This is a genomic window from Citrobacter sp. HN-141 (assembly GCF_033341895.1).
Classification (GTDB): Bacteria; Pseudomonadota; Gammaproteobacteria; order Enterobacterales; family Enterobacteriaceae; genus Citrobacter.
In genome coordinates, this window is sequence record NZ_JAWPBF010000021.1 from 30228 (window position 1) to 56472 (window position 26245).

23 protein-coding genes are annotated in these 26245 nt (G+C 52.3%); 10 read left to right on the forward strand and 13 right to left on the reverse strand.

The features are described 5' to 3' along the window. Positions 1 to 497: 497 nt before the first annotated feature. Positions 498 to 1739: a multidrug efflux MFS transporter MdtM gene (gene mdtM / locus RYZ59_RS21055; protein ID WP_318050505.1), complete on the forward strand. Its 1242-nt coding sequence runs from the start codon at positions 498 to 500 to the stop codon at positions 1737 to 1739. 84 nt (positions 1740 to 1823) lie between these two features. On the opposite strand, the gene RYZ59_RS21060 is transcribed toward mdtM, so the two are convergent. The 3 genes from RYZ59_RS21060 to RYZ59_RS21070 all read right to left on the reverse strand — a co-directional run bounded on the left by RYZ59_RS21060 (position 1824) and on the right by RYZ59_RS21070 (position 5080). Continuing rightward, positions 1824 to 2384 carry a YagU family protein gene (locus RYZ59_RS21060; protein WP_137351347.1) on the reverse strand — a complete coding sequence of 187 codons (561 nt, stop codon included), beginning with the start codon at positions 2382 to 2384 and terminating at the stop codon, positions 1824 to 1826. 241 nt (positions 2385 to 2625) lie between these two features. Then, positions 2626 to 3816, reverse strand: coding sequence for a cystathionine beta-lyase (gene metC, locus RYZ59_RS21065; RefSeq protein ID WP_271449410.1), 1191 nt, complete (start codon positions 3814 to 3816; stop codon positions 2626 to 2628). A 31-nt stretch (positions 3817 to 3847) separates the two neighbouring features. Continuing rightward, entirely contained in the window at positions 3848 to 5080 is a 1233-nt protein-coding gene (locus tag RYZ59_RS21070) for a dicarboxylate/amino acid:cation symporter (RefSeq protein ID WP_318050499.1), read from the reverse strand. Between the two features lie 219 nt (positions 5081 to 5299). Here RYZ59_RS21070 and RYZ59_RS21075 point away from each other — a divergent pair, with 219 nt between their 5' ends. From RYZ59_RS21075 to RYZ59_RS21105, 7 genes are all read left to right on the forward strand, one after another. After that, positions 5300 to 6226: a LysR family transcriptional regulator gene (locus tag RYZ59_RS21075; RefSeq protein WP_271457542.1), complete on the forward strand. Its 927-nt coding sequence runs from the start codon at positions 5300 to 5302 to the stop codon at positions 6224 to 6226. Positions 6227 to 6300: 74 nt separating this feature from the next. After that, positions 6301 to 7581 carry a DUF445 domain-containing protein gene (locus tag RYZ59_RS21080; protein ID WP_318050496.1) on the forward strand — a complete coding sequence of 427 codons (1281 nt, stop codon included), beginning with the start codon at positions 6301 to 6303 and terminating at the stop codon, positions 7579 to 7581. Between the two features lie 13 nt (positions 7582 to 7594). Beyond that, on the forward strand, positions 7595 to 8059 hold the full coding sequence (locus RYZ59_RS21085; protein WP_202039612.1) for a GNAT family N-acetyltransferase: 465 nt from the start codon (positions 7595 to 7597) through the stop codon (positions 8057 to 8059). A 95-nt stretch (positions 8060 to 8154) separates the two neighbouring features. Then, positions 8155 to 9306 carry a double-cubane-cluster-containing anaerobic reductase gene (locus RYZ59_RS21090; RefSeq protein ID WP_318050493.1) on the forward strand — a complete coding sequence of 384 codons (1152 nt, stop codon included), beginning with the start codon at positions 8155 to 8157 and terminating at the stop codon, positions 9304 to 9306. Positions 9307 to 9315: 9 nt separating this feature from the next. Beyond that, positions 9316 to 10083, forward strand: a complete 768-nt coding sequence (yjiL, locus tag RYZ59_RS21095) for a putative 2-hydroxyacyl-CoA dehydratase activator YjiL (RefSeq protein WP_318050491.1) — start codon at positions 9316 to 9318, stop codon at positions 10081 to 10083. Further along, positions 10080 to 10331, forward strand: coding sequence for a DUF3343 domain-containing protein (locus RYZ59_RS21100; RefSeq protein ID WP_202039615.1), 252 nt, complete (start codon positions 10080 to 10082; stop codon positions 10329 to 10331). The genes yjiL and RYZ59_RS21100 overlap by 4 nt, the downstream gene beginning before the upstream one ends. A 279-nt stretch (positions 10332 to 10610) precedes the next feature. Next, a complete protein-coding gene (locus RYZ59_RS21105) occupies positions 10611 to 11012 on the forward strand; it encodes a hypothetical protein (RefSeq protein WP_318050488.1) in 402 nt (133 codons plus the stop codon). 62 nt (positions 11013 to 11074) lie between these two features. Here the strand turns inward: RYZ59_RS21105 and RYZ59_RS21110 are convergent, their stop codons facing one another. The 5 genes from RYZ59_RS21110 to uxuA form a co-directional block, all read right to left on the reverse strand. Beyond that, positions 11075 to 12082 (reverse strand): porin, encoded by a 1008-nt coding sequence (locus tag RYZ59_RS21110; protein WP_137383850.1) that lies wholly within the window; start codon positions 12080 to 12082, stop codon positions 11075 to 11077. Positions 12083 to 12274: 192 nt separating this feature from the next. Then, complete coding sequence (locus tag RYZ59_RS21115) at positions 12275 to 12484, reverse strand: hypothetical protein (RefSeq protein WP_318050486.1); 210 nt, start codon at positions 12482 to 12484, stop codon at positions 12275 to 12277. Positions 12485 to 13121: 637 nt separating this feature from the next. Beyond that, the gene (gene uxuR, locus RYZ59_RS21120) at positions 13122 to 13895 is read right to left on the reverse strand and encodes a Uxu operon transcriptional regulator (RefSeq protein ID WP_271442262.1); all 774 of its coding nucleotides are present in this window, start codon (positions 13893 to 13895) and stop codon (positions 13122 to 13124) included. Positions 13896 to 14072: 177 nt separating this feature from the next. Beyond that, positions 14073 to 15548 (reverse strand): fructuronate reductase, encoded by a 1476-nt coding sequence (locus RYZ59_RS21125; protein WP_318050483.1) that lies wholly within the window; start codon positions 15546 to 15548, stop codon positions 14073 to 14075. Between the two features lie 81 nt (positions 15549 to 15629). Further along, entirely contained in the window at positions 15630 to 16814 is a 1185-nt protein-coding gene (gene uxuA, locus RYZ59_RS21130; protein WP_318050481.1) for a mannonate dehydratase, read from the reverse strand. Positions 16815 to 17200: 386 nt separating this feature from the next. Between uxuA and gntP the strand changes: the two genes are divergently transcribed. Continuing rightward, positions 17201 to 18544 carry a gluconate permease GntP gene (gene gntP, locus RYZ59_RS21135; RefSeq protein ID WP_318050480.1) on the forward strand — a complete coding sequence of 448 codons (1344 nt, stop codon included), beginning with the start codon at positions 17201 to 17203 and terminating at the stop codon, positions 18542 to 18544. Between the two features lie 49 nt (positions 18545 to 18593). Here the strand turns inward: gntP and RYZ59_RS21140 are convergent, their stop codons facing one another. Genes RYZ59_RS21140 through RYZ59_RS21150 form a run of 3 tightly spaced genes read right to left on the reverse strand, consistent with a single transcriptional unit; the run spans position 18594 to position 21439 of the window. Beyond that, entirely contained in the window at positions 18594 to 19289 is a 696-nt protein-coding gene (locus RYZ59_RS21140; protein ID WP_318050478.1) for a lactate utilization protein C, read from the reverse strand. Further along, the gene (locus RYZ59_RS21145) at positions 19282 to 20709 is read right to left on the reverse strand and encodes a LutB/LldF family L-lactate oxidation iron-sulfur protein (protein WP_137383856.1); all 1428 of its coding nucleotides are present in this window, start codon (positions 20707 to 20709) and stop codon (positions 19282 to 19284) included. Before RYZ59_RS21145 ends, RYZ59_RS21140 begins: the two co-directional genes overlap by 8 nt. 10 nt (positions 20710 to 20719) lie before the next feature. Next, the gene (locus RYZ59_RS21150) at positions 20720 to 21439 is read right to left on the reverse strand and encodes a (Fe-S)-binding protein (RefSeq protein WP_137383857.1); all 720 of its coding nucleotides are present in this window, start codon (positions 21437 to 21439) and stop codon (positions 20720 to 20722) included. Between the two features lie 579 nt (positions 21440 to 22018). On the opposite strand from RYZ59_RS21150, the gene RYZ59_RS21155 reads away from it, so the two are divergent. Next, positions 22019 to 23572, forward strand: coding sequence for an L-lactate permease (locus RYZ59_RS21155; RefSeq protein WP_202039623.1), 1554 nt, complete (start codon positions 22019 to 22021; stop codon positions 23570 to 23572). Positions 23573 to 24071: 499 nt separating this feature from the next. On the opposite strand, the gene pdxY is transcribed toward RYZ59_RS21155, so the two are convergent. Together pdxY and RYZ59_RS21165 are read right to left on the reverse strand one after the other, a co-directional pair. Beyond that, positions 24072 to 24929 (reverse strand): pyridoxal kinase PdxY, encoded by an 858-nt coding sequence (gene pdxY, locus RYZ59_RS21160; RefSeq protein WP_137383859.1) that lies wholly within the window; start codon positions 24927 to 24929, stop codon positions 24072 to 24074. 11 nt (positions 24930 to 24940) lie between these two features. Further along, the gene (locus RYZ59_RS21165; protein WP_137383860.1) at positions 24941 to 26206 is read right to left on the reverse strand and encodes an aromatic amino acid transporter; all 1266 of its coding nucleotides are present in this window, start codon (positions 26204 to 26206) and stop codon (positions 24941 to 24943) included. Between the last annotated feature and the right edge of the window lie 39 nt (positions 26207 to 26245).

A 26245-nucleotide genomic window follows, 5' to 3' on the forward strand; every position in this document is an offset into this window, starting at 1 on the left:
GTCCGTCACCTGGAAATAAGATGCGGTGACTGTAGCGCCGGAAAACCGCTCTCTCACCTGCGACTTTCTCTCTTTGCGAGACGTTATCAGAGATAAAAACGTCCCTTTGTAACGTCTGCATTTGTCTGGAATACCTCACGCAGAATCGCGACTTCAATGCACATTCCCGCGTTAAGCCCCTTTAATTTCTACGCATTAACCCGCTAAACTCGTTTAATTATCATCCAATCCGCATTACACTGCGGGAGGTTATTTTCCATTCAACGTTCTCTTCCCGAGGTGTAATGTGCTGATTGTCACTTGTAATCGTTACGTTTTCTGACCTGAGTCAGAAAGACGTATTTCCTGTTTGCGCTTCACGCAGGCAGCGTTTTTGATTACATGAAATTCAGTACAGCTGCAGTCTGTTTTTTTTCTGTCACCAGCCTGACGTCTGTAAGACGGTATTGAATTTCGCTATTCCCGTTGAGGGTTTTCTCCCGACAAGGAGTTGTTTTATGCAACGGATTCTCGCGTTTTTCGCTCAACGCGCCACAACGCTATTTTTCCCTATCGCGCTGATTTTGTATGACTTCGCCGCCTATCTGTCGACGGACCTGATCCAGCCCGGCATCATCAATGTGGTGCGGGATTTCAATGCCGATGTCAGTCTGGCGCCGGCGGCAGTCAGTCTGTATCTGGCGGGGGGGATGGCGCTACAGTGGCTGCTAGGGCCGCTTTCCGACAGGATTGGCCGCCGACCGGTACTGATTGCTGGGGCGTTAATCTTTACGCTGGCCTGCACGGCGACACTCTTCACCACCTCGATGACGCAATTTCTGGTTGCGCGTTTCGTGCAGGGCACCAGCATCTGCTTTATCGCCACTGTCGGTTATGTCACGGTACAAGAGGCCTTTGGGCAAACAAAGGCCATTAAGCTGATGGCCGTTATCACTTCCATTGTACTGGTGGCACCGGTTATCGGCCCGCTCTCCGGGGCGGCGCTGATGCACTTTGTCCACTGGAAGATCCTGTTTGCCATTATCGCCGGCATGGGGCTTATCGCCCTGATCGGGTTAGTCCTGGCGATGCCGGAGACCGTCCAGCGCGGTGCTGTGCCGTTCAGCGCGTGCAGCGTACTGCGTGACTTCCGCGACGTGTTCCGCAACCGGGTGTTCCTGTTTGGCGCCGCCACGCTGTCGCTGAGCTATATCCCGATGATGAGCTGGGTGGCGGTCTCACCGGTTATTCTGATCGACGCTGGCGGCATGACCACATCGGAGTTTGCCTGGGCACAGGCGCCGGTATTTGGCGCCGTGATCGTCGCCAACATGGTCGTCGTACGTTTTGTAAAAGATCCGACGAGGCCGCGCTTTATCTGGCGGGCAGCGCCTGTTCAGTTAAGCGGGCTGGCGGTGCTGATTGTGGGTAATTTGCTGTGGCCGCACGTCTGGCTGTGGTCGGTGCTGGGCACCAGCCTGTATGCGTTTGGCATTGGGATGATTTTCCCAACGCTGTTCCGCTTTACGCTGTTTTCCAACAATTTACCGAAAGGTACGGTCTCCGCATCACTGAACATGGTGATCCTGACGGTAATGGCCGTTTCTGTCGAAGTCGGACGCTGGCTGTGGTTTAACGGCGGCAGGATTTCTTTTCATCTGCTGGCGGTTGTTGCGGGGATTGCCGTCGTGTTCACGCTGGCAGGTTTACTCAAACGCGTACGTCAGCATGAGGCAACGACGTTAGTAACAGAGAGTTAACCTTCTATGAACCGCCCCCATTCGCGAACACTGGTTTTGTGTTTAGCGGTTGGGGGCAATCCATCATAGTGCATCTACTTTTAATCATCTGACGAGAGATAACGGAACTTCCGCATCGGGTTCATGCGTGATCCGATTGCGCAGATCGCGACGAATCATTTCAATGACCCAAAACCAGAAAATATGCCCAATAATTTCCGACACATATTCATCAAATGGTAGCTGAGACAAGGGCGGCGAAAGATGAAGTGCGGGAATGAAAATACCATGAACCGCCACCGTCACGATTAAACCTGCCAGTACCCCCTGCCAAAGTTTAACTTTTGGAAAAATTTCAGCGGCAACGCAATACCCAACCGCAAACACCAATGAAAATATGATGTGCGTGACCATAACCGGATTAATCACATGTTCAGAAAAGGTATAGACCGTTTGCGTGGGGTCAATCCCCAAATAGTCTCGGAGAAAAAGGTACGGAGGATTAAACTCATTTCTTCCCAGAGAAAATGTCCTGGGTGGAAGAGGAACTTCGGCCCCCCACTTAACAAATGCAGAAAGTACGCCAGAAACAATGCCGACTAACACGGCGGCGCCATAATGGCGACGTTCAGTCGGTGTCCTTGTGAATAAATCTTTCAGCTTCATAACTCATCATCCCTTATATGCTAATAACACTAAAATCAGTGGCAATGCTACCCAGGATGGATACTAAAAATCGTGATTAAGATTACTTTTGATAAAAAATGATCCAATATGACTAAAAATGAGTTAATTTGATTATAAATATAACGTCATTGCGAATGTTGGGCAGGCGTTTTATCCGACCTACTCGGTTACGTAGGCCGGATAAGGCGCCTGCGCCGCATCCGGCTACGATCACATCATCTTACGCGATGCGTGCAAAACCTGCGTCCAGATCGGCAATCAGGTCATCAACATCTTCCAGGCCAATATGTACCCTGACCAGCGTGCCGCTGAAATCCACATCCCCGGCCGGGCGGATGCTGTTCAGTTCTTCCGGCTGGTTCGCCAGAATGAGCGACTCAAATCCGCCCCACGAATAGGCCATATGGAACAGCGAGAAGTTATCGAGGAAATTCGCCATCTGCTCGTCGGTCAGTCTCTTTTTCAGCACAAACGAGAACAGTCCCGAGCTTCCCGCAAAGTCGCGCTGGAAATACTCATGCCCCGGACATTCCGGTAACGCCGGGTGGTTCACCCGCGCCACTTCCGGTCTTGCCGACAGCCAGCGAGCAATATGGATGCTGCTCTCCTGATGCTGCTTAAGACGTACCGCCAGGGTGCGTAATCCGCGGCTGCCGTTGTAGGCCGTATCGGCATCCAGCGTTTGCCCCATCAGGTAAGAGTTTTCGCGCAGACGATCCCAACAGCGGGCGTTCGACACCGCGGTGCCCAGCATGCCGTCCGAGTGACCGATGGTGTACTTCGTTCCCGCCTGAATGGAAATATCCACGCCATAATCCAGCGCTTTGAACAGCACTCCCGCCGCCCAGGTGTTGTCGATCATAATGACAATCTCCGGATTCACCGCGCGGATCGCCTTCACCATTCCCGGCACGTCCTGAACTTCCATGGTGATAGAACTTGGTGACTCAAGGAATACTACCTTTGTTTCCGGACGCAGAAGATCGACGATACCCGCGCCAATCAGCGGATCGTAATACGTGGTTTCCACGTTGAATTTACTCAGGATCTTATTGCAGAAATCCTGGGTTGGTTCGTAGGCAGCACCTGTCATCAGAATATGATCGCCACTTTGGACAAACGCCAGAATCGCATTGGTCACCGCCGCAGCGCCGCACGGGTACAGCGCGCAGCCTACGCCGCCTTCCAGCTCACTCATTGCTTTCTGGAAAGCAAAGTGGGTGTAGGTTCCGCGACGGCCGTAAAACAGTTCGCCGTTCGCACGGTTGGCGGTGGCAAATTTTTTGTCCTTCACGGTATCAAACACCAGCGAAGAGGCACGTTGGATCACCGGATTCACCGCGCCCTGGGTGTAGCGTTTATCGCGTCCAGCCACGACCAGATGTGTTTCAAGCTTCATTGCGTCTTTCATAACTTCTCCTGTTCTTAATCCGTGTGAAAACCTATACCACCGCAGCAGTAGAGTTGATTTCAGCGTTGGTCTGCTTTTTTCCAGCAAACCGTTCAACAATCTGCGCCGCATTCAAATCATGGATAACGTTAATCAGTGTGGCCGGCGCATCGGTAATGGTGCCCAGTACCACCAACATCGGGATCGCTTCCATTGGCAGGCCCAGCGTGGTGACGATAAAAATTTCACCGAGGAATGCCCCGCCCGGTACGCCGCCGACGATAATGGCGGAGAGCACCGCAATCAGCATGGTCAGGAAGAAGGTCTCAGTGGTGAACTCCATGCCCAGCACGGAATAGATAAAGACAATTTTCAGTGCGGCAATCATCGCTACGCCGCCTTTATTCAGGTTAACCAGCAGCGGAATAGAGACATCAACGATTTCCGGGTTGATCCCCATCGCCTTACCGGCACGCAGCGTCACCGGCAGCGTCCCCAGCGAAGAGCAGGTCCCCAGCGCGGTAGCCGAAGGTTCAATCGCATTACGCCAGAAGGCTTTCACCGCCGGAATGCCACCGCCTATATATGAATAGAGAATAGAGCCAAAAACGAAGTAGACCAGCGTGGCAACCATAAACAGGCCAATGGCGCGGGCAAAGGTTAACAGCAGAGCAGAGTCCTGGCTGGCCATGGTGGCAGCGAAATAGCAGCCCAGACCCACCGGTGCGACCTTCATAATGATCGAGACGATCTTCATGATCACGGTATTAACATCTTCCAGCAGCGACGCAATACGTTTACCGGCCTGATCCGATTGACCAATCGCGACCCCGGCAATAATCGCCATCACAATCAGCGCCAGAATATTGGACTTAGAAAACAGTCCGATAAAGTCACTGGTGGTAATCATGCTGACAAAATCCATCTTGCCGCTGCCCGCCTGCACGGACTGCGAGAGATCGATAGTGACGCCCTGCGCCGGGTTATACCATAGCGCCAGCGCCACGATCCCGGCCGCCGGAATAAAGGCCATCGCGATCGAAACAATAAAGATAATCGCCATAATGCGCCCCAGCCTTTTCAGGTCGGTCATACTGGCGATAGACGACATGACGCTGATCCCCACCAGCGGCACAATAATCATAAATAACAGGTTCAGGAATATCTGACCTATCGGCTGGAGTTTGCTGGCAAACGTCGGGGCATAAATACCTAATAAGCCGCCAATCACCAGAGCAACTAATAAAATAATCGACGATCTGTAGGGTTCGAGTCGTGACCACATAATCGGTACCTTTAGAATAATAATTAATGAGATTAAATTCACAATGTGATGAGTTTCCGTTTCGCCTCCTTTTATTTTGTGACGTAACTCACCTAAGTTGTTATTTTTTCATTTTGCCAGCAAGATGTTTCCTGTGATTCAATAGTTGCATGTTTAAAAGGCGAATGTAACGGCCTATTCGTACCGTTTTTGCACATCACTTGTGAATCTAAGGAAACTATGAGTACGCCGATTTCACTCAAGCATCTGGAGTTTTTCGTCAAAATCGTCGACTGTGGAGGTTTATCGGAAGCCGCCGCTCAGCTTAATGTGTCGCCGTCGGCGGTCAGCAAAAGCCTGACGGCGATGGAAGATACATTGGGGACAACATTAATTAAGCGCACCACCCGCAGTATTACCTTAACCGATGCCGGGCAATATTTATTTAACCGCGCCAATAAGTTACTGACAGAATTTGATGAAACGCTGAATACCACCTCTGGTTATTATCACAGCCCGCAGGGGGAATTACGCATAACCTGTTCCATTGCTTTTGGTTATTCGCGATTGGTAAATCTGGTGGATAAATACCGCTCACAGTTCCCCGATGTGAACCTGTATATCGATCTCAACGATAACTTCGTTAATCTGAATGAAACAGATTTCGACATCGCCCTGCGCATCTCCACCGCACCACCGCAGAACTATGCCATGCGCAAGCTGGTGCCTATCCGCTGGGCGTACTGCGCATCGCCCGGATACCTTGCCAAAAAAGGCATGCCCCAGCGCCGAAGCGATCTGGTGGATCACGATTGCCTGGTTTACCCCGGTCTCACGCCGGTGCTGAAGGTGGCCGATGAACAGGATCGTCTGCATCAGTTGAAGCTGCATATGCCTATCCAGGCCAACAGCAGTCTGGTATTGCTGAAGTCAGTGCTGGAAGATCAGGGCGTGGCGTATTTACCCACCTATCTGATTGGCGATCATATTCAAAAAGAGGAGATAACGCCGCTGATGCTCGACGGCACCATCACCTGTGAAACCCACGCCCTGTATGCGCTCTATTTTCCCAGCAAGTACAGCAATCCGAAGGTGCGCTCGTTTATCGATTTTCTGGTCGCAGAACTTGGTCCGCTACCGGCGTGGGATAACTGGATCCCTGGATAAGCGCTTCCGCTCTAAAATGGGAGGCACACCACAAATTTTGCGCGATCCCGCCGTCTGGCTCTATCCTTAAGCCTATGAATAAAATTGCTGAACTCAAACGCGCCAAACGACTGGCGCTCTCTCTGCTGCTGGCCGCCGCCGCCACTTTCGTCATTACGCTATTTCTGCCACCTAACTTCTGGGCGCTCGGAGTCAAGGCGATTGCCGAAGCGGCGATGGTCGGCGCACTGGCGGACTGGTTTGCCGTGGTGGCGCTTTTTCGCCGGGTGCCGATCCCATTTATCGCGCAACATACGGCGATTATCCCGCGCAATAAGGATCGGATCGGCGAAAACCTTGGGCAGTTTGTGCAGGAGAAATTCCTCGATACGCAATCTCTGGTCGCCCTTATCCGTCGCCATGAACCGGCGCTGTTGATTGGCAACTGGTTCAGCCAGCCGGAAAACGCCCAGCGTATTGGCCAGCATTTACTGCAAATCATGAGCGGATTTCTCGAACTCACCGATGACTCGCGTATTCAGCGGCTCATTAAACGGGCGGTGCATAAGGCGATCGACAAGGTTGATCTTTCTGGCACCAGTGCGCTGATGCTGGAAAGCATGACCAAAAACAATCGCCATCAGGTGCTGCTCGACACGTTGATCGCTCAACTGATCGCCCTGCTTCAGCGCGACAGTTCGCGGGCGTTCATCGCCCAGCAGATCGTACGCTGGCTGGAGACCGAACACCCGCTCAAGGCGAAGATCCTGCCGACCGAATGGTTAGGTGAACACAGCGCCGAGCTGGTCACTGATGCCGTCAACTCTCTGCTGGATGATATCAGCCACGACCGGGCACATCAGATCCGCCACGCCTTCGATCGCGCCACATTAAGGCTTATCGAGAAGCTCAAACACGATCCGGAAATGGCCGTGCGGGCAGAGAGCCTCAAAAGCTATCTGAAAGAAGACGAAGCCTTTAACCGCTATCTCGGCGAACTGTGGTCGGATCTACGCCAGTGGGTGAAAACCGACATTAACGCCGATGATTCCCGCGTGAAGCAGCGCATCGCCAGCGCCGGACAGTGGTTTGGCGAAACGCTGGTTGCCGACGGCGCCCTGCGCACGTCACTGAATGAACATCTGGAGCAAGCCGCACGCAAGGTCGCACCAGAGTTCGCCAGCTTCCTGACGCGCCATATTAGCGACACGGTGAAAAGCTGGGATGCCCACGATATGTCACAGCAAATTGAGCTAAACATCGGCAAAGATTTGCAGTTCATTCGCGTCAACGGCACGCTGGTTGGCGGCTCTATCGGACTGGTGTTATACCTGTTGTCGCAAATTCCTTCCCTGCTAACGCTGGCGAATTTTTAAGGAGAAAAATTCAATGACGATGAACATCCGCATTTTTTCCCTGCGCGAGACGCCGGAAAAACGGCACGAGGTCACCGCTTACTTTCAACAACAATGGGCCTCAGAAGACTCAATGAAGGTTTACGAGGATGCGCTGCATCGTTGCATTGGCGCAAAGAACCCACTACCGCAGTGGTATTGGTTGCAGGATGGCGACAGCATTGTTGGCTGCGCCGGATTGATCACCAATGATTTTATCAGTCGCGGCGAACTGTGGCCGTGGCTATGTGCGCTCTATATCGATCCTCGCTATCGTGGGCACGGTCTGGCATTTCGCCTGATTGAACATATTGCGCAGCAGGCCAGACAACTGGGGTTTAAGCAGCTCCATTTGTGTACCGAGCTGGAAGGTTTATACGAGAAAGCGGGATTTTACTTTGACGGGCCGGGCTATCATCCGTGGGGGGAAGTGTCACGGGTCTACAGTCGTCATCTGTAAACGCGCAATTGTTGTACATCAATAAAGCCTGACATATTACAGGGTTATAATGCGGCGTCTTTTTACTGTCTCCCGTGTCACGGGGAAGGAAAATCATGTCGCTAATCACCGATTTACCCGCCATTTTCACTCAATTCTCCGACGCCCGTCAGAAAGGTTTTCTCACCGTAATGGATCTTAAAGAGCAAAGTATTCCGCTCGTTGGGACCTATTGCACCTTTATGCCGCAGGAGATTGCGATGGCGGCGGGCGCGGTCGTCGTTTCCCTATGCTCGACCTCTGATGAAACCATTGAAGAAGCCGAAAAAGATCTGCCGCGGAACCTGTGTCCGCTGATCAAAAGCAGCTACGGTTTTGGCAAAACCGACAAATGCCCCTACTTCTATTTCTCTGACCTGGTGGTAGGCGAAACCACCTGCGATGGTAAAAAGAAAATGTACGAATACATGGCCGAATTTAAAGCGGTACATGTGATGCAACTGCCCAACAGCGCCAGTGATGCGGCTTCGCGTGCGCTATGGAAAGCCGAGATCCTGCGTCTGCAGCAGGCCGTCGAAGCCCGTTTTGGCACAGCCATTACCGAAACTGCGCTGCGTGAAGCCATTATTCTCAAAAACAAGGAACGTCGGGCGCTAGCGAATTTCTATCGCGTTGGTCAACTTAACCCACCCGCACTTAGCGGCAGTGACATTCTGAAAGTCGTCTACGGCGCCACCTTCCGCTTTGATAAAGACGCGTTGATCGACGAGCTTAATAGCATGGCCGAGCGCGTACATCTGGAATGGCAGGCCGGGAAACGTCTGGCGTCACGTCCGCGCATCCTGATAACCGGCTGCCCCATTGGCGGCGCAGCAGAGAAAGTGGTGCGTGCCATTGAAGAAAACGGCGGTTGGGTGGTGGGTTATGAAAACTGCACCGGCGCAAAGGCCACCGAACAATGCGTGGCGGAAACCGGCGATGTCTACGACGCGCTGACCGATAAATACCTCGCCATCGGCTGCTCCTGTATTTCTCCTAACGATCAACGCCTGAAAATGCTCAGTCAAATGGTTGATGAGTACCAGGCTGACGGCGTCGTCGATGTCATTTTGCAGGCTTGCCACACCTACGCCGTTGAATCGCTCGCGATTAAGCGTCACGTACGCCAACAGCACAACATTCCTTATATCGCGATTGAAACCGACTACTCCAGCGCGGATATCGGCCAGCTTAGCACCCGTGTCGCCGCATTCATTGAAATGTTGTGAGAAACGCGGATGACATACTCAATAGGGATTGATTCCGGCTCCACGGCGACGAAAGGTATTTTGTTGGAAGGTAACGTCATCAGGCGCCGCTTCCTTTGCCCAACGCCTTTTCGCCCCGCAGATGCGATCGCGCAGGCATGGGAAACGTTGCAGGATGGGCTGGAGAACAGGCCATTTTTAACCCTCACCGGGTACGGACGGCAGCTCGTCGATTATGCTGACAAACAGGTCACTGAAATTTCCTGCCACGGACTGGGGGCACGATTGCTGGCTCCCGGCACCCGCACAGTGATTGATATCGGTGGTCAGGACAGTAAAGTTATCCAGTTGGATGACGATGGTAATCTCAGCGATTTCTTGATGAATGACAAGTGCGCTGCCGGAACCGGGCGGTTTCTGGACGTCATCTCACGCACCCTCGGTGCCAGCGTAGAGCAGTTGGATACGATTACTGCTGGCGTCGAACCGCATGCTATCACCAGCATGTGTACAGTATTTGCCGAGTCAGAAGTCATTAGCCTGCGCTCTGCGGGTATCGCGCCGGAGGCGATTCTGGCTGGCGTGATCAACGCGATGGCCAGACGCAGCGCAAACTTCATCGGGCGGCTTTCAGCCCAGGCACCGCTGCTATTTACCGGCGGTGTCAGCCACTGTCACGCCTTTGCCCGTATGCTCGAAGGGCATGTCGGCATCCCCGTACACACGCATCCCGACGCACAGTTTGCCGGTGCAATCGGGGCTGCGTTGATAGGTCAGCGTCAGGAGAAGCGTCAGTGAAGGAAACGCTGTTCTTGTTTCATTCCACCGTTGGTGTCATCAAAATGCGCAAGGCGCTACAGGCCGCAGGGGTCCGCTTTCGGGTGGCGGATATTCCCCGCGAGCTACGCGGTGGCTGCGGACTCTGTATCTACATCGACTGTGTTGCTGGCAGGGAGGAAGAATGGACGATCCCAGGGCATACCGAATCTATCTACCGTCAGGAAAACGGAGACTGGCGCTGTATAGCCGCGTTTCCCGCCTCCTGAACACGCCTGATTAGCACGAAACGCTGATATATACTCTCATTATCCAGGGTATAAACAACAGCTTATAGTCTGTATAGACCATCACGCCGCTAACGCCATAAATATATTTTAATCAGATTGTTCTGCAATTTAATGTCAGCATTTAATAACCTGTAAATAACAGTCAAACATCTCTCTAAAAACTTTATAATTCACTTTTACGTATATACCTTTGCTGATAGCACATGCGTAAAAATGGACATATTAATTAAATTGCAACAACACTTCCGGGAAGAGTACATGTCGAGGTTAAAAAAACTCATACTTGGGTTAATTATTCTGGCTAGTTTAATTAGCACGGTAGGCGATTATAAAAATTTTGGTCTATTTGGTGCAGCAGGATTGTTTGTTATATTTCTGCTAACAACCGTTTTCTTGTGGCAGTGGGCTTCCGGAAAGTTTCCGGAGGTAGCCAAAATACAGGCCATTATTATTTTACTGGCCAGTGCTATTGCTTCTATTTTTGTTATCAACATGGCAATAGCCGGCAACTTGCATGTGGACCTGATGGAAGTCATGCGTATTTCCATTACGCACAATCCTCTTTTTTACCTCATTCTCTGTATCGTCGCATGGGTAAAAGTGGATATCTGGAAATGGTTATTTAGCGATCTGCAGTCGGCACAAAACCAACCGCTGTGAGCCTCAACAGCATGTAAAAAAGGCGTCTTACTAAAGACGCCTTTTTCAATCATCACAAAAACTTAGAACTGGTAAGTCAGACCAGCAACAACCTGGTTATCGTCGTTTTTGCCATCAAGCAGGTTAATTTTATACCCTACATCGGCCACCATGTTTTTGTTGAAGTAGTAATCCGTACCCAGCGCAACGTATTCGGTCAGGTCAGTGTTGTTATTGTCACGCGCATGAACGTATGCCACGTTCGGACGCAGGCCAAAATCAAACACATAGGCAGCCATCGCTTCAAAATGCTGTGCTTTGTCCGCATCCTGAATCAGGTTGTGGGACTCGCCGTACATGGTTGCAACGTAGATAGCATTCGCGTCATATTTCAGGCCAGCGCCCCAGAACTCAGCGTTGTCACCTTCCCAGCCGCTACGTTTCTGCTCAGCAGTCACGGAGTTAGTGGTATAGGTCGCAATGGCAGAAACGCCGGAATCCGCAATATTGTCATAACCCAGCGAGAAACCGTAGCCATTACCGTGCTGTTTTGCCGGGTTAGCGTTAGAGTCATCCTGGCCCTGATACTGCGCGCCAACGTTCAGACCATCAACGGCACCAAACAGATTTTTGGTGCGGAGTGTTGCAACGCCAGAAGTGCGTGTAGTAAGGAAACGGTCAGTATCTTCAAAGGAGTCGCCACCGAACTCTGAAAGAGTGTCAGTGTAAGCTCCCACATCGTAAGCGATACCGTAGTTACGACCGTAGTCAAAGCTAACGTCATGGCCGTAATCCAGACCAGCAAACGCCAGACGTGTATTAACGCCATTCTGTGACCCTTCTGCCTTAGAAGCATCAAACTGACTTTCAAACTGGCCGTAACCGGTCAGTTGATCGTTAATTTGAGTCTCACCGCGAAAACCCAGACGCGCGTAAGTACCATCAGCATCTTTACCGTCAGTCCAGGAATGTACCGCTTTTACTTTGCCGTACAGATCCAATTTGTTGCCATCTTTATTATAAATTTCCGCTGCATGAACGGAGGTTACCCCTAATGCCATTACAGCTAATGCCACTACTGACTTTTTCATGTTGTTACTCACTTTTAATTGTGAATTTTGCTATCAACTTTGTTATGAAGGCAAAACGCCTGCATAAAAAAGTCCCCTATGGATTAAGGGGAAACACCAATAACACACCAAAAAACATACCGATAAAGGTAATAATGAAGTGGCAGGACATATTTTATTTTGGGTTTTAAATAAAACCCGAACAGAGAGATACTACTTTGAACTTTCGCCTTCGCTCTCATTAATAGAGCGATGTAACATTAACGCTTCCGCAATAATGTCTTGTTTACTTTTACGCGTTTCAAATGCCAGTGTTCGGACATATTCCCAAAGAGAAGTATCAACACGGGCACTTAAAAGGACCATATCTTTAGATCGGGCACCCCTGGCTTTTCGGATATCGGGATAATCTCGAGAAGGCATATTTAACTCCTGACGCAATAACACGCTTATGGCGATGAAATATGCAGCCAGTGTAAAAACATGTCAACGGTAAAAAAAAATCACAATAGTAATGAAACTGTTAATAAACCAAAAAAAAGTGGAACGATATTTCAAATGAAAGATAACTTGATTGTAGAATAATGTGTAATTTTAACTTTACGAATATTTGTTCTTACTCATTTGATTAAAATGGGAGCGGCTGGACGAGTCATCAACCTGCGCAATCAAAACATCATTCTGACCAATAGGTTACAGAGCGAGATTAATGTCTACTTTTATCTAAATCCTTTGTTTTTATACGCCTTTAAGTACATATTAACGGCACTAACCGTTGGACAAATCAGTGTGATTCTCACTTCGCATTGACCTGTTTTGTCGAAAAATAAGCACGAAAAGGTAAAGATAAGGTAAATGATGCATTTTTTTGCACGCGAAAATAAGTTGTTTTTAATTGATATATGTCAATTTTCGCCCCGCAATGACGCTGCAAAAAACGCCATCTGCAGTGATGGAAACATTATTTTACGTCGCGTCCAGACGCGGAAAATAGTCAGAGGAAATCAGCGGGAAGTGATACGTGAGCCGGGATGGCCCACGTTATAAAAGGGAAGAAAAATCAGGCGTTAACCGTATCTAACGGCCAGGAGTCAAACAGATAACCATCAAAATCGATGTCATCAACGTTTGAAAACTCCAGCAGTCGCTGTTTAACATTTTCCAGATGCTGCCACATTGCCAGTTTGGCCGCGCGGGCATCTTTTTTAATGAGTGCCGCCAGGATCTGCTTGTGGTCGCCCATCCATTCTTTACGGTAATGAGTATCGTCAAGATGGCTGTGCAGTTGGATCCACATCGGGTTGTTCTCACGCCACTGCCATGACTGACGAAATAACTCGACCAGCATACTGTTGTGCGTGGCCTCGGCAATGGCAAGGTGAAACTGCATGTCGCCGCTTTCCGAGCCGTTTGGTTCGCTGGAGGCCAGCTCACGTTCTTCCAGTAGCAATGCCTGGCGCATTTTGACGATATCCTCGCGCGTGGCTTGCAATGCAGCAAACTCGGCGATATTGCTCTCTAATAGCTGGCGTGCCTGTAACAGCTCAAAAGGCCCCGCATCATTGCAATGGTTAATATCCGTGCTGTCGATTGTCTGCGCGTTCGCGTTGTCGAGGACGTAGATCCCGGCACCACGCCGTACGTCCACCAGACCTTTTATTTCCAGCATGATTAACGCTTCGCGCACCACCGTACGGGTGACATTGAGCATCTCGGCTATTTCACGCTCCGGGGGCAGGCGCTCGCCGGGTTGGTATGGCGTCTGGACAATGAGATCGCGGATCATGGCACCCACTTCCTGGTAGGGTCTTTGCTGAGAAGTGTTCGATTTCATTATGTTCTATCCGTCAGATGCGTTTATTCAGATCCGTAGGTCGGATGGCAGCGGACGCACCTTATCAGGCCTACAAATAACCTTTATGTCGCCTGAACTATAGCATTTGCGGCAAGCCAAAAACAGAAAACGGGTCAACCAAACAGATATTTTGATTGACCCGTCATAGTTCGGGCGTTATGCGTCAGCGTGCAGTGCTGCGACACACTCGCGTGCGCCCTTCTCGCACAGTTGCTGATAAGCCTCGATAATCGCTTCCACAAAATCCGCGTTTTCCGCTAAATCATGGCCAAAGATCCCGCTTAATCCCAACAGGGCCATAACGCGTTCACTGCCCTGATACTGCTGATTGATGCGCTGGAATTCCGCCAGCATCGGGTCGACAACGTCAATGCTCTGCCCCTGCTCATCCACGCCTTGGGTATAGCGCATCCAGCCCGCCACACCCAGCGCCAGATGCCGCCAGTCGCTGCCGTTTTGTAGGTGCAGGCGAACAGGGTCCAACAGGCGCTGCGGCAGTTTCTGGCTGCCATCCATGGCAATCTGCCAGGTACGATGGCGCAGGGATGGATTGCTGAAACGCTCGATCAGCAAGGTCGCATACGCATTGAGATCGGTGCCTTCCGGCATCGACAGTGTGGGCGCCTGCTCCTGCATCATCAAGGCAAACGCGGCTTTGCGGTACGCCGGGTTGGTCATGGTATCGGCAATCGTTTCATAACCACCGAGATAGCCCAGATACGCAAGGAAAGAGTGGCTGCCATTAAGCATGCGCAGTTTCATCATTTCAAACGGCACGACATCGGCAACAAACTGCGCGCCGACTTTATCCCAGTCAGGACGACCGTTCACGAAGTTGTCTTCAATCACCCACTGCCGGAACGGTTCACAGGCGATGGCGCACGGATCGTAAACACCCAGTTGATCGGCAATCTCCTGCAACGTCTCCGGCGTCGCCGCCGGAACAATGCGGTCGACCATGGTGCATGGGAAAGTGGCATTGGCTTCAATCCACTGCGCCAGCTGCGGGTCGCGTGCCTGCGCCAGCCCCAGCACCGCGACTTTCGCCACGTGGCCATTTTCACGCACGTTATCACAGGACATCACGGTAAAGGCCGGCAGACCCTGCTCACGACGCAGATGCAGCGCCTGCACGATATAGCCAATTGCCGATTTCGGCGCAGTCGGATTCGCCAGATCGTGTTTAATCAACGGGTTATTGAGATCTAACTGACCGCTGGCGGCATCCGTGCAGTAACCTTTTTCGGTGACCGTCAGCGAGACAATCGCCGTCTGCGGGCGCGCCATCGCACGCAAAATACCGTCGCAACCGTCAAGATCCGGGTGCATGGCTTCTTTCATCGAGCCAATCACGTTCAGAACGGTATTGTCCGCGCCTTTTTCCGCTACGGTATACAGCAGCTGTTGTTTTTGCAGGTTTTCAATCAGTACACAGTCGTTACCCGGCATCAGGTTCACTTCACAGATACCCCAGTCGCTGTCCGTGGTTTCCAGCAGATGATGGGTGTACAGCGCCTGATGCGCCCGGTGAAAAGCCCCGCATCCGAGGTGAACAATACGGGATTGCAGACGCGAGTTATCCCATACAGGGCGCGCAACCGGCAGGTTGCTATTGGCAATTGTCGTTGTCATCGTGAACTCCAGAACCCGTCGGAAATGCCGACGGGAAGAGAAAAGAAAAAGCCGGCCCGACAGGTTGCCGGCCGGTCTGATTTAACGGCTAAAGAAAGCGCGCTGGATAGCCATCTCAACGCCGCGCACTTCCGCCAGCCCTTTCAGGCGACCAATCGCGGAGTAGCCTGGGTTCGTTTTCTTTTTCAGGTCGTCCAGCATCTGGTGACCGTGATCCGGGCGCATCGGAATCAAATCTTCTTTACCTTCGGCTTTACGGCGCTGCTCTTCTTCAACAATCGCTTTCACCACTTCATACATATCCACGTCACCATTGAGATGCGCCGCTTCATGGAAGGTTTTCGGGTTATCTTCACGCAGCGTGGAACGCAGGTGGGTGAAGTAAATGCGCGGGCCAAACTGTTTGATCATATCAACCAGATCGTTGTCCGCACGAACACCGTAAGAGCCGGTGCACATGGTGAAACCGTTCGCCATGCTGCTGACCGTATCAACCATCCACTGCATATCTTCCACGGTGGAAACAATGCGCGGCAGGCCGAGGATCGGGCGCGGCGGATCGTCCGGGTGTACCGCCATGCGCACACCAACTTCTTCAGCAACCGGAATAATCGCCTTCAGGAAGACGGCAAAATTTTCGCGCAGCGCGGCTTTATCGATATCTTTGTAACGCTCAAGGTGCTGACGGAACTGGTCAAGGGTATAGCCTTCTTCCGCCCCCGGCAGACCGGCGATGATATTGCGGGTCAGACGCGCTTTATCTTCTTCGGTCATGGTGGTGAAGCGTTCCTGCGCCTGAGCGACCTCTTCAGCGGTGTAGTCTGCTTCTGCACCGGGACGTTTGAGGATATGAATCTCAAAGGCGGCAAATTCAATCTGGTCAAAGCGCAATGCTTTGGAGCCGTCCGGCAGGACATATTCCAGATCGGTACGCGTCCAGTCGAGTACTGGCATGAAGTTGTAGCACACGGTGCGAATACCACACTGCGCCAGGTTGCGCAGACTCTGTTGGTAGTTGGCAATCCACTGCTGATAGTTACCGGAACGGGTTTTAATGTCTTCGTGGATCGGCACGCTTTCGACAACCGACCAGACCAGGCCCGCCTGTTCAATGATAGCTTTGCGTTTTTCGATTTCCTCAACTGACCACACTTCCCCGTTCGGGATATGGTGCAAGGCGGTAACAACGCCGGTAGCGCCTGCCTGACGCACATCAGCTAAAGAAACCGGATCGTTAGGACCGTACCAGCGCCATGTCTGTTCCATGCTTTTAACCTCTTCACATTGTTGGCCCCCGACGCAAACACCGCGAGCCACTGCTTACTCAACTGCCGGGTTGCTCAACGCATAACGCCAGCAAACCGGACGACATGGCGCATAAATTCTACCTTTCGCTCCAACATGTCAACCTAAACAATAAAATTGGTTAACCAAATCACAAAAACTGTATCAGTGGTCTGACACGAATAGTGAGGTAAGGTGATGAAGTTAAGGGGAAAGAGCCTGCAGGGCGCCGGCCTGAAAGGGAACTGTCTGTTATCAATGTCAACATTGAATATGGATTGTGACATTCATCGCATCAATGGTTAACCAATATGTGTAACATCTCAACCAAAATCATAATGGTTCAACCAAAACAAGGTAGACGTTTTATGCACGTTCTCAATATTCTGTGGGTTGTATTCGGCATCGGCCTCATGCTGGTGCTCAATTTGCGTTTCAAAATAAACTCAATGGTCGCCCTGCTGCTGGCGGCACTCTCCGTCGGCATGTTGGCGGGGATGGATTTAATGGAGCTGCTGCACACCATGAAATCCGGCTTCGGCGGTACGGTGGGTGAACTGGCAATTATCGTGGTGTTCGGTGCGGTCATCGGTAAACTGATGGTCGATTCCGGGGCGGCGCATCAGATTGCCCATACGCTGCTGGCGCGACTCGGCCTGCGCTATGTACAGCTGTCGGTGATCATTATCGGCCTGATCTTCGGCCTGGCGATGTTCTACGAAGTGGCCTTTATTATGCTGGCGCCGCTGGTGATCGTCATTGCCGCAGAAGCGAAGATCCCGTTCCTGAAACTGGCCATTCCTGCGGTTGCCGCAGCGACCACCGCACACTCACTGTTCCCGCCACAGCCGGGCCCGGTGGCACTGGTAAACGCCTATGGTGCCGACATGGGTATGGTCTATATCTACGGTATCCTGGTGACCATTCCGAGCGTGATCTGCGCCGGGCTTATCCTGCCGAAATTCCTCGGTAACCTTGAACGCCCAACGCCGTCATTTATGAAAGCCGATGTACCGGTTGACCAGAACAATCTGCCGTCATTCGGTGTGTCGATTCTGGTGCCGCTGATCCCGGCGATCATCATGATTTCCACCACCATCGCTAACATCTGGCTGGTCAAAGGGACGCAGGCGTGGGAAGTGGTCAACTTCTTAGGCTCTTCCCCAATCGCAATGTTCATTGCCATGGTTGTCGCCTTCGTGCTGTTTGGTACCGCACGCGGCCATGACATGCAGTGGGTGATGAACGCCTTTGAAAACGCAGTGAAAAGCATCGCCATGGTGATCCTGATCATCGGCGCGGGCGGCGTACTGAAGCAAACCATTATCGATACCGGCATCGGCGATACCATCGGCATGCTGATGTCACACGGCAATATTTCTCCGTATATCATGGCGTGGCTGATAACCGTGCTCATTCGTCTGGCAACCGGCCAGGGCGTGGTCTCCGCCATGACGGCGGCGGGGATTATTAGCGCAGCGATCCTCGACCCGGCAACCGGTCAACTGGTGGGTGTCGATCCGGCGTTACTGGTGCTGGCAACGGCGGCGGGTTCTAACACCCTGACGCATATCAACGATGCCTCCTTCTGGCTGTTCAAAGGTTACTTTGACCTGTCAGTGAAGGACACGTTGAAAACCTGGGGTCTGCTGGAGCTGGTGAACTCCGTGGTTGGCCTGATTATCGTGTTGATCATCAGCATGATTGCATAACGTCGATACCGCTCTGGCCTGTAGCGCCAGAGCGGTTTTCCATCCTGCCTCAACAATCCTCAATAATCAGATACACCGCCTTCACCGGGCCATGCACCCCAACCACCTTGATAAGCTCAATATCCGCCGTTGAACTGGGCCCGCTAATGATATTAATGCACGACGGCATCCGCTCACCGGCCAGCGCTTTCTGATGCAGTTTTTCTGCCAGTTGCGCCACCCGCGGCAGGATGGTGCTTTTACGCAGCACGAAAATCGAGGACTCCGGCAACAGGCTCAGGGAACGCCCGCGCTCCGGCGCGGAAAACAGCACCACGCCGCCGGACTCCGTTAAGCCGTATTCGGCATACACCACACCGACTTTCGCCTGCTCGGCCAGGGTAATATTCTCTGCCCCGCGAGCCGGGTCCCAAACCACGGCGTTGCATTCCTGCTGCAGGCGTTCGGTAATGCCCAGCGCCACCAGCCGGCTGTCACCGCTCAGCACCACCGGCTGCTGACCCAATTCTTCGCACAGACGAAGCGCCGCGTCTGCGGCCTGGTCCTCGCGAGTCAGCTCACAGCGGGCCAGCATCACGTCGCTGGCAAACTGAATAAACGCATCGCAGCGCTGCTCAGGACTAAGTTCGGTCAGGCGCTCGTTGGCATAGTTGTTCACCGGCGCGGCATCCGCTTGCGGTTCGAAGCGCAACGGGCGGCCCAGCGCCTGGGCGATGGTGTTTAAAAACGCGGTACGGTTATCCATTCTTTTTCTCCTGCGCCTGATGTTTCTTAAACCAGCTGCGGAAGCTCTCGCCGTCAGCATCAGGCAGATCGCGCGCCTCCATCCAGTCACCAATCGCGCCAACCTTGAGCGGCGTTTTGCCGCCATTGATAAACCAGCTCGCCGCATGCGCGCCCGCCATCATCCCCACTTTCCACAGCCCAGGATGACTATTGGCATAGGCGAACATTTTGATCGCCCGGCGCTCGGCTTTCGGGGTAATGCCCTCTTCCGCCATAACGCGACGATGGCGCAGGATCAGTTTTGACAACGGAATGTGTACCGGGCAGACGCTGTCGCAGGCCGTGCAGAGCGAACAGGCGTACGGCAGGTCTTTAAAATCTTTATAGCCGCCGAGCAGCGGAGAAATCACCGCGCCGATAGGACCGGGATAGATTGAGCCATAGCCGTGTCCACCAATGTGGCGGTAGGCCGGGCAGGTGTTCATACAGGCTCCGCAGCGGATGCAGCGCAGCACATCGCGAAACTCTGAGCCCAGCACCTGCGAACGGCCGTTATCGACAATCACCAGGTGGAACTCTTCTGGTCCATCAACGTTATCCGCCTCACGCGGGCCGGTCAGCCAGGTGTTGTAGCCCGTCAGACGTGCGCCCACGGCGCTGCGTGCCAGCATGGTGATCAGCACATCCACGTCGGCAAAGGTCGGCGCGATACGCTCCATGCCCATCACCGCAATGTGCGTTTTCGGCAGCGTGGTACACATCCGCGCATTGCCTTCGTTGGTCACCAGACACACCGAGCCGGTTTCCGCCACGGCAAAGTTACAGCCGGTAATGCCAATTTCAGCACTCAGGAAATCCTCGCGGATCTTCTGGCGAATGAATAAGGTCATCGCTTCCGGGGTTTCCGGGCCATCGTAACCCAGGCGCTCGTTCAGCACGCGGCGGATCTGATAGCGATCTTTATGAATCGCCGGAACCACGACGTGCGAAGGCGGGTCCTGATCCAACTGCAGGATATATTCCCCGAGATCGGTTTCGATCACCTGAATTCCGGCATCCTGCAGCACATGGTTGACGCCGATCTCTTCGGTCACCATCGACTTGGACTTCACCACCTTCTTCGCGTTTTTACTCTGCGCGACCTGCAAAATATAGCGGGTAGCCTCTTCTTTGGTTTTGGCGAAATAGACGTGACCGCCGTTTTCCGTCACTTTCTCGGAGAGTTGATACAGGTAAGCGTCGAGATTGCTCAGAACGTGATCGCGGATCTGGCTGGCACGATCGCGCCAGTCTTCCCAGTGGCCTAATTCATCGACCATTTTCTGGCGATTCGCGCCGATACGCTCCTGCGCATTGGCCACGGCTTTGCGCATGATCGGATCTTCTATCTGCTGACGAATACGCAGTTTAAATTCTACATCGCTGGTTTTTATCGACATCTCATTCCCCTCAGCGGCTCATCAGCACTTCAGCAATATGCATCACTTTGACCGGCTGGCCTTCCCGTTGCAGTCGGCCGCCAATGTTGAGCAGGCAACTGACGTCCGCGCCAATCAAATACTCCGGCTTCGCATCCATCAGATGTAAGACTTTCTCTTTCACCATCTCGCCGGATATCTCGGCCATCTTGACCGAGAACGTCCCGCCAAAGCCGCAGCAGGTGTCCTGATCGGCAAACGTCAGCAGCTCCAGCCCACGCACATTTTTCAGCAGCGTGAGCGGCTCTTCCTTCACCCCCAGCTTGCGGGTCAGGCTACAGGAAGGGTGATACACCGCCCGGCCCTGCAGGCTGGCGCCGACATCCACCACGCCCAGTTTGTTCACGATAAAAGAGGTCAGATCCTGCATACGCGCAGCAACTTTCTCGGCACGCAGCGCCCATTCCGGTTCATCGGCAAGATACGTCGGGTAGCTTTTTACCGCGTAGGTACAGGAGCCTGCCGGGGAGATAATCGGGTCGTCGTTGTCTTCCAGGGCGGCGATCAGGTTTTTCATCCCCGGGATCGCTTCTTTGATATAGCCGCTGTTGATGGCTGGCTGACCACAGCACCCCTGTTTTTCAGGGAAATTCACGCGGCAGCCCAGTTTTTCCAGCAGCAATACGGAGTCTCGTGCCATCCGTGATTTCAGTGCATCACCAATACAGGTGACAAAGAAATTTACATTCACAATAACTACTCCATTGCTTCATTTCTGTTTATTGCGCTTGATATCGCGATATCAAGCAAAGGTTCAGCCGTATATCACGCCCAGTTTTTCGTTTTTTGGTTTTACTCATGCCTGGATTCATGGTGATGTTCGGATCGTTTTCCGTTGCTGGCGACTCTCCGCGTCTTATATCAGGACAATCGCAAATGTCTGTATTTTCATTTGTATGACAAAAACAAATAATCCTCTAATCGACTCGCGCATGCAACACCCTGGTTTATTTCTTTCGGCCTTGCTCACATTTTTATATTGAAAACCACCGCGTTATTAACACCTTAAAAACAGTTTCAGGTGAGTACTACTCTCGTCACTACCATTATTAAAAAGGTTATTAAATAACTACTTATAGGTATTAGGCTTACTCTTAAGTATATTTATCTGACAGCGGGTTTTAATTAAAAGATTACAATAGTTACAAAAGCATTAATCATAATTACTTTATTCACTGAAGCGATTCAGTTTACATACTTTATTAGAGCAGCAATGTAGCCTCCCCGTCATAAATATAAATCAGGTTTAATGAACCAATCGGGAATAGCAATGAACGAATATTTTATGTTTGCCCTGGCACTCTCTCCGTTACTACTGATGGTATTTTTAATATTGAAATTGAAAATGCCCATCCATTATTCTGTGTTGATCTCGTTAGTATTCACCGCCGCGCTATCAGCGATATTCTGGGCAATGCCGGTACAGAATCTGCAAGCCGCAATAGGCTATGGCGCACTGAAGGGATTATGGCCGATTGTGATTGTGATCCTCGGCGCTATCTTTAGTTATAACGTCATGCAGGCAACCAAAGCGCTGGATATTCTGCGCGATATTCTCGCCAGCATTAGCGAAGATAAGCGTATTCAGGTGCTGCTGATTTCATGGTGTTTTGGTGGATTCCTGGAAGCTGCGGCGGGTTATGGCACGGCGGTCGCCATTCCGATCGGCATTCTTATCGCGCTGGGATTCAACCCGCTGAAGGCGGCGATTGCCTCTCTGGTGGCAAATACCGTACCTACAGCGTTTGGTGCGGTGGGTATTCCCGTCTCCATACTGGCGGAACAGGTTAACCTGCCGGTTTATACCCTCGGCGGAACCATTATTCTGCAGCTCGCGCTGTTTAATATCCTGCTGCCGTTTGTGATTATTTGCATTATTGGCGGCGGTCTGAAGGCTATTCGCGGCGTATTTCTGATCACGCTGATTTGCGGCATCACCACGCTGGTTCCGCAATATTTTGTCGCTATCCATCTTGGCGCGGAATTGCCCGCCTTTGCCGGGAGCCTGGTCAGCCTGTTTGCCGTGGCCATTGCCAGTCGCCTGCGCAAAGGGAAAACCGATCCCGAGTGGCGCATTGAAGTCAGCCATACCCGCGAAACCACACCGCGCTCGGCAAAAGTGTTGTTCCGGGTTGGCTCTATTTATCTGTTTATTTTCGTGTTTATCCTGTTGTGCTCACCATTATTCCCGTCAGTAAAAGCCGCGGCGTCCCAACTGGCCTCGGTGCTGCATTTCACGCTGGCCGATGGCCAAACGCTGGCGCTGAAAGTGGAATGGGTGACCACGCCAGGAATGCTAATCATCTTTGCGACCATCATCGGCGGTTTTATTCAGGGAGCATCTGCACGCGGGATGCTGGAAGTGTTTATCAAAACCATTTTCCAGCTTAAAAACTCTATCGTCGCCATTATGGCGATCGTCGCGCTGGCTACGGTGATGGATCTCAGCGGGATTATCTCCACGCTGGCCCAGTCGATTGTCGATCTGACCGGCAGCTCGTACGTCTTCCTCGCCCCGGTGATTGGCGCGCTGGGCACGTTTGTGACCGGCAGCGATACCAACTCGAACATTCTGTTCGGCAAGCTGCAAACCATAGCTGCCAGCAAGTTACATATCGATCCCAACTGGCTGGCGGCGGCCAATACCTCTGGCGCAACGGGCGGGAAAATGATCTCGCCGCAAAGCATCGCCATCGCGGTTTCGGCCACCAAAATGGACGGTCAGGCTAACCAGATCATGTCTGGCACCATGAAATACTGCTGTGCCTACATTGTGATCCTCGGCTTAAAGGTTGGCCTCTTTTATTACTGGTTTATGGCGTAACCCCTTGTCAACCCCGTCAAATTCGCGGCAACCGTATTTGACGACACAGTGACCAAAAAGGTTTACACCGCCCAGGAACGGAACAAGGCGACAGACTTTACGATTTGTCGGCGCTGACTAAAATAGCGCCGATGTTTCAAATCGAGGATGGTTGTTATGTTGTTCTGGAAAAAGATGGTGAAGAAGTTCGACGCTTTCTCTGCGTTGATTCCACCACGCTACTTCCGCGTGTAAAACCTGGCACTTATGCCTAATGGCGCTTCGCTCATCAGGCCTACATTTCACACTTATTTGTAGGCCTGCGTTTCACGCTCATTTGTAGGCCGGATAAGGCGCGAGCCGCATCCGGCAGCGACAGCGGCGTAAAATGCTCACCCCTTTCTCTTACGCAGTCCACACGCTCTTAACATCACGACCCAAATACGCAGCCACGCAAAACGGTAGACCAACGGATGCTGAAGCCGCAGCAATGTCAGAAACACAGAGCCCCCTTGCGGCGTCAGATCACCGTTGCCTGATAGCGAACCGGTGGGTCCATAATCTGATGACGCGCGTCTATCAGCCGCAGTTCATACGAGTCGCGCTCTTTCGTCAGCCGCATCACCGCATCGACAACACTGGTCGTCCGCTCCAGCGCCAGCTTGTCCTCATAGCCATTGAGCAGTGAGGCCAGCATCACGCTGCAAATCAGATCCCCAACGCCCACCGGCATTTTGGCAAAGGTATACAGCGGCCGGGCGATGTGTAACGTCTGTTCCGGCGTCACCAGCAGCATTTCAAACGCCTGCTTATCACGTGAGCAGTCGCCGAGATGCTTCACCAGCACCTTCTTCACGCCCCACGCCACCAGCTGCTGCGCCGCTTCCACCACCTCGTCAAAACTACGCAGTTGTCTGCCCGTCAGCACGCCCAGCTCATACAGATTCGGCCCCATTATGTCGGCCAGTTGAATGGCGTCATCGACAAAAAAGGACTCCACGCCCTGCGCGACAATGCAGCCTTTTTGCGGGTCGCCCATCACCGGATCGCAAAAATAGAGCGCCTGCGGGTTACGCTGGCGAATGGTGGTGACCGCGTGCTTTACCTCTTCGCAATGACGTTTATCACCGAGATAACCCGACAGTACGGCATCGCATTGCGCCAGCTTTTGCAGGTCGTCCAGCCCGCTGATGATAGCGCTCAACTCGCCGTGCGGCATCGCCATGCCCTGCCACATCCCGTACTGGGTGTGGTTGGAAAACTGTACGGTGTAAAACGGCCAGACATCGATCCCCGAGAGCTGCATCGGCAACACGGCGGCTTTATTTCCGGCATAGCCATAAACGACTGACGACTGAACAGACAACACGTTTTTCATTTTGACTCCGTCTAACGAAACGTTGGCAGCAGACCAAATACGTCCAGAACAACCGTCAGATAAACAACCGCCCCACAGACAATCACCAGGTTAAGCACGGTGTTATTACAGGGCGCGGTATAGCTGGCGGTCGGGAAACGTTTCCGCGCGGCTTTCACCAGGAACGGCGGCAGGATCACGCTCCAGATGGTAAAGGCCAGACCGGCGTAGCCAATCGCGTGCACAAAACCGTTCGGGAAGAAGAAGCACACGGCGGCTGGCGGAAAGTAGGTCACCAGCGCGGTTTTCAGGCGGCCCATGCCGTCATCCGGGAAGTGAAACAGGTCGGCGATGTAATCGAACAGGCCAAGCGTCGCCGCCAGCAGGGAACTGGCTACCGCGAAGTTGCCGAAGAAGGTCAGGATCAGATCCATATAGCGGCTGGTGAACAGTTCGCTGATCGCCTCGACAAACACGTCAATATTGCCGCCTTTGGCGATAATCGGCGGGAATGAGGAACGGCTGATGTTACCCATCGTGACGCCCAGCCAGAAGATGTACAGCAGCAGGGCAAACAGCGTGCCGATGATAATCGAACGCGTAATATGTGAGACACCGCCCTTGCCATACAGCTTGACCAGGCTCGGCACGTTACCGTGAAAACCAAACGAGATAATACAGAACGGCAGCGTCATCAGAATGTACGGCAGGTACTGTGAGTTGGGCAGCGCCACCGCCACGCTATCGACAAGTTTCGCCACCTCAATATGACCAACCAGCCCGGAGAAGGTGGCAAAGAACGCAATAAACTTACCGATAATCAACACAGTGGTGATGCGCCCGACCAGCAGTGAGCTGTACCAGGCAATCGCCCCGACCAGCATACTGACGATCACCACCGAGATATTCGCCGGAAAGCGCACGCCGCTGTATTTGAACACGGTTTGCGCCATCACCGCCGACGAACCAGAAATATAAGCATAGGTCAGAATATACAGCACAAAGCCGAAAGCGATACCGACCACGATATTCCACTTTCGGCCTAATAAATCCTGGGTAAAGGTATTAAAACTGGCACCGGCGCCATAATGCAGGTTAACTTCAACCAGCATCAGACCGGTTAATAACATCATGATGGCGATAAAAAGAAGAATAACAGACGCACCGGGGAACCATACGCCGGCCATCGCAATCGGTAGGGAGAACATCCCGCCACCTACTACGGTTGCGATAACCAACATGGTTCCGCTAATCAGTCCGGGAGTACTACTCTGTCGCTCAATGGCATTAATATCCATGATAAATGTTCCTGTAGACTATTCGTTATAATTACAGCT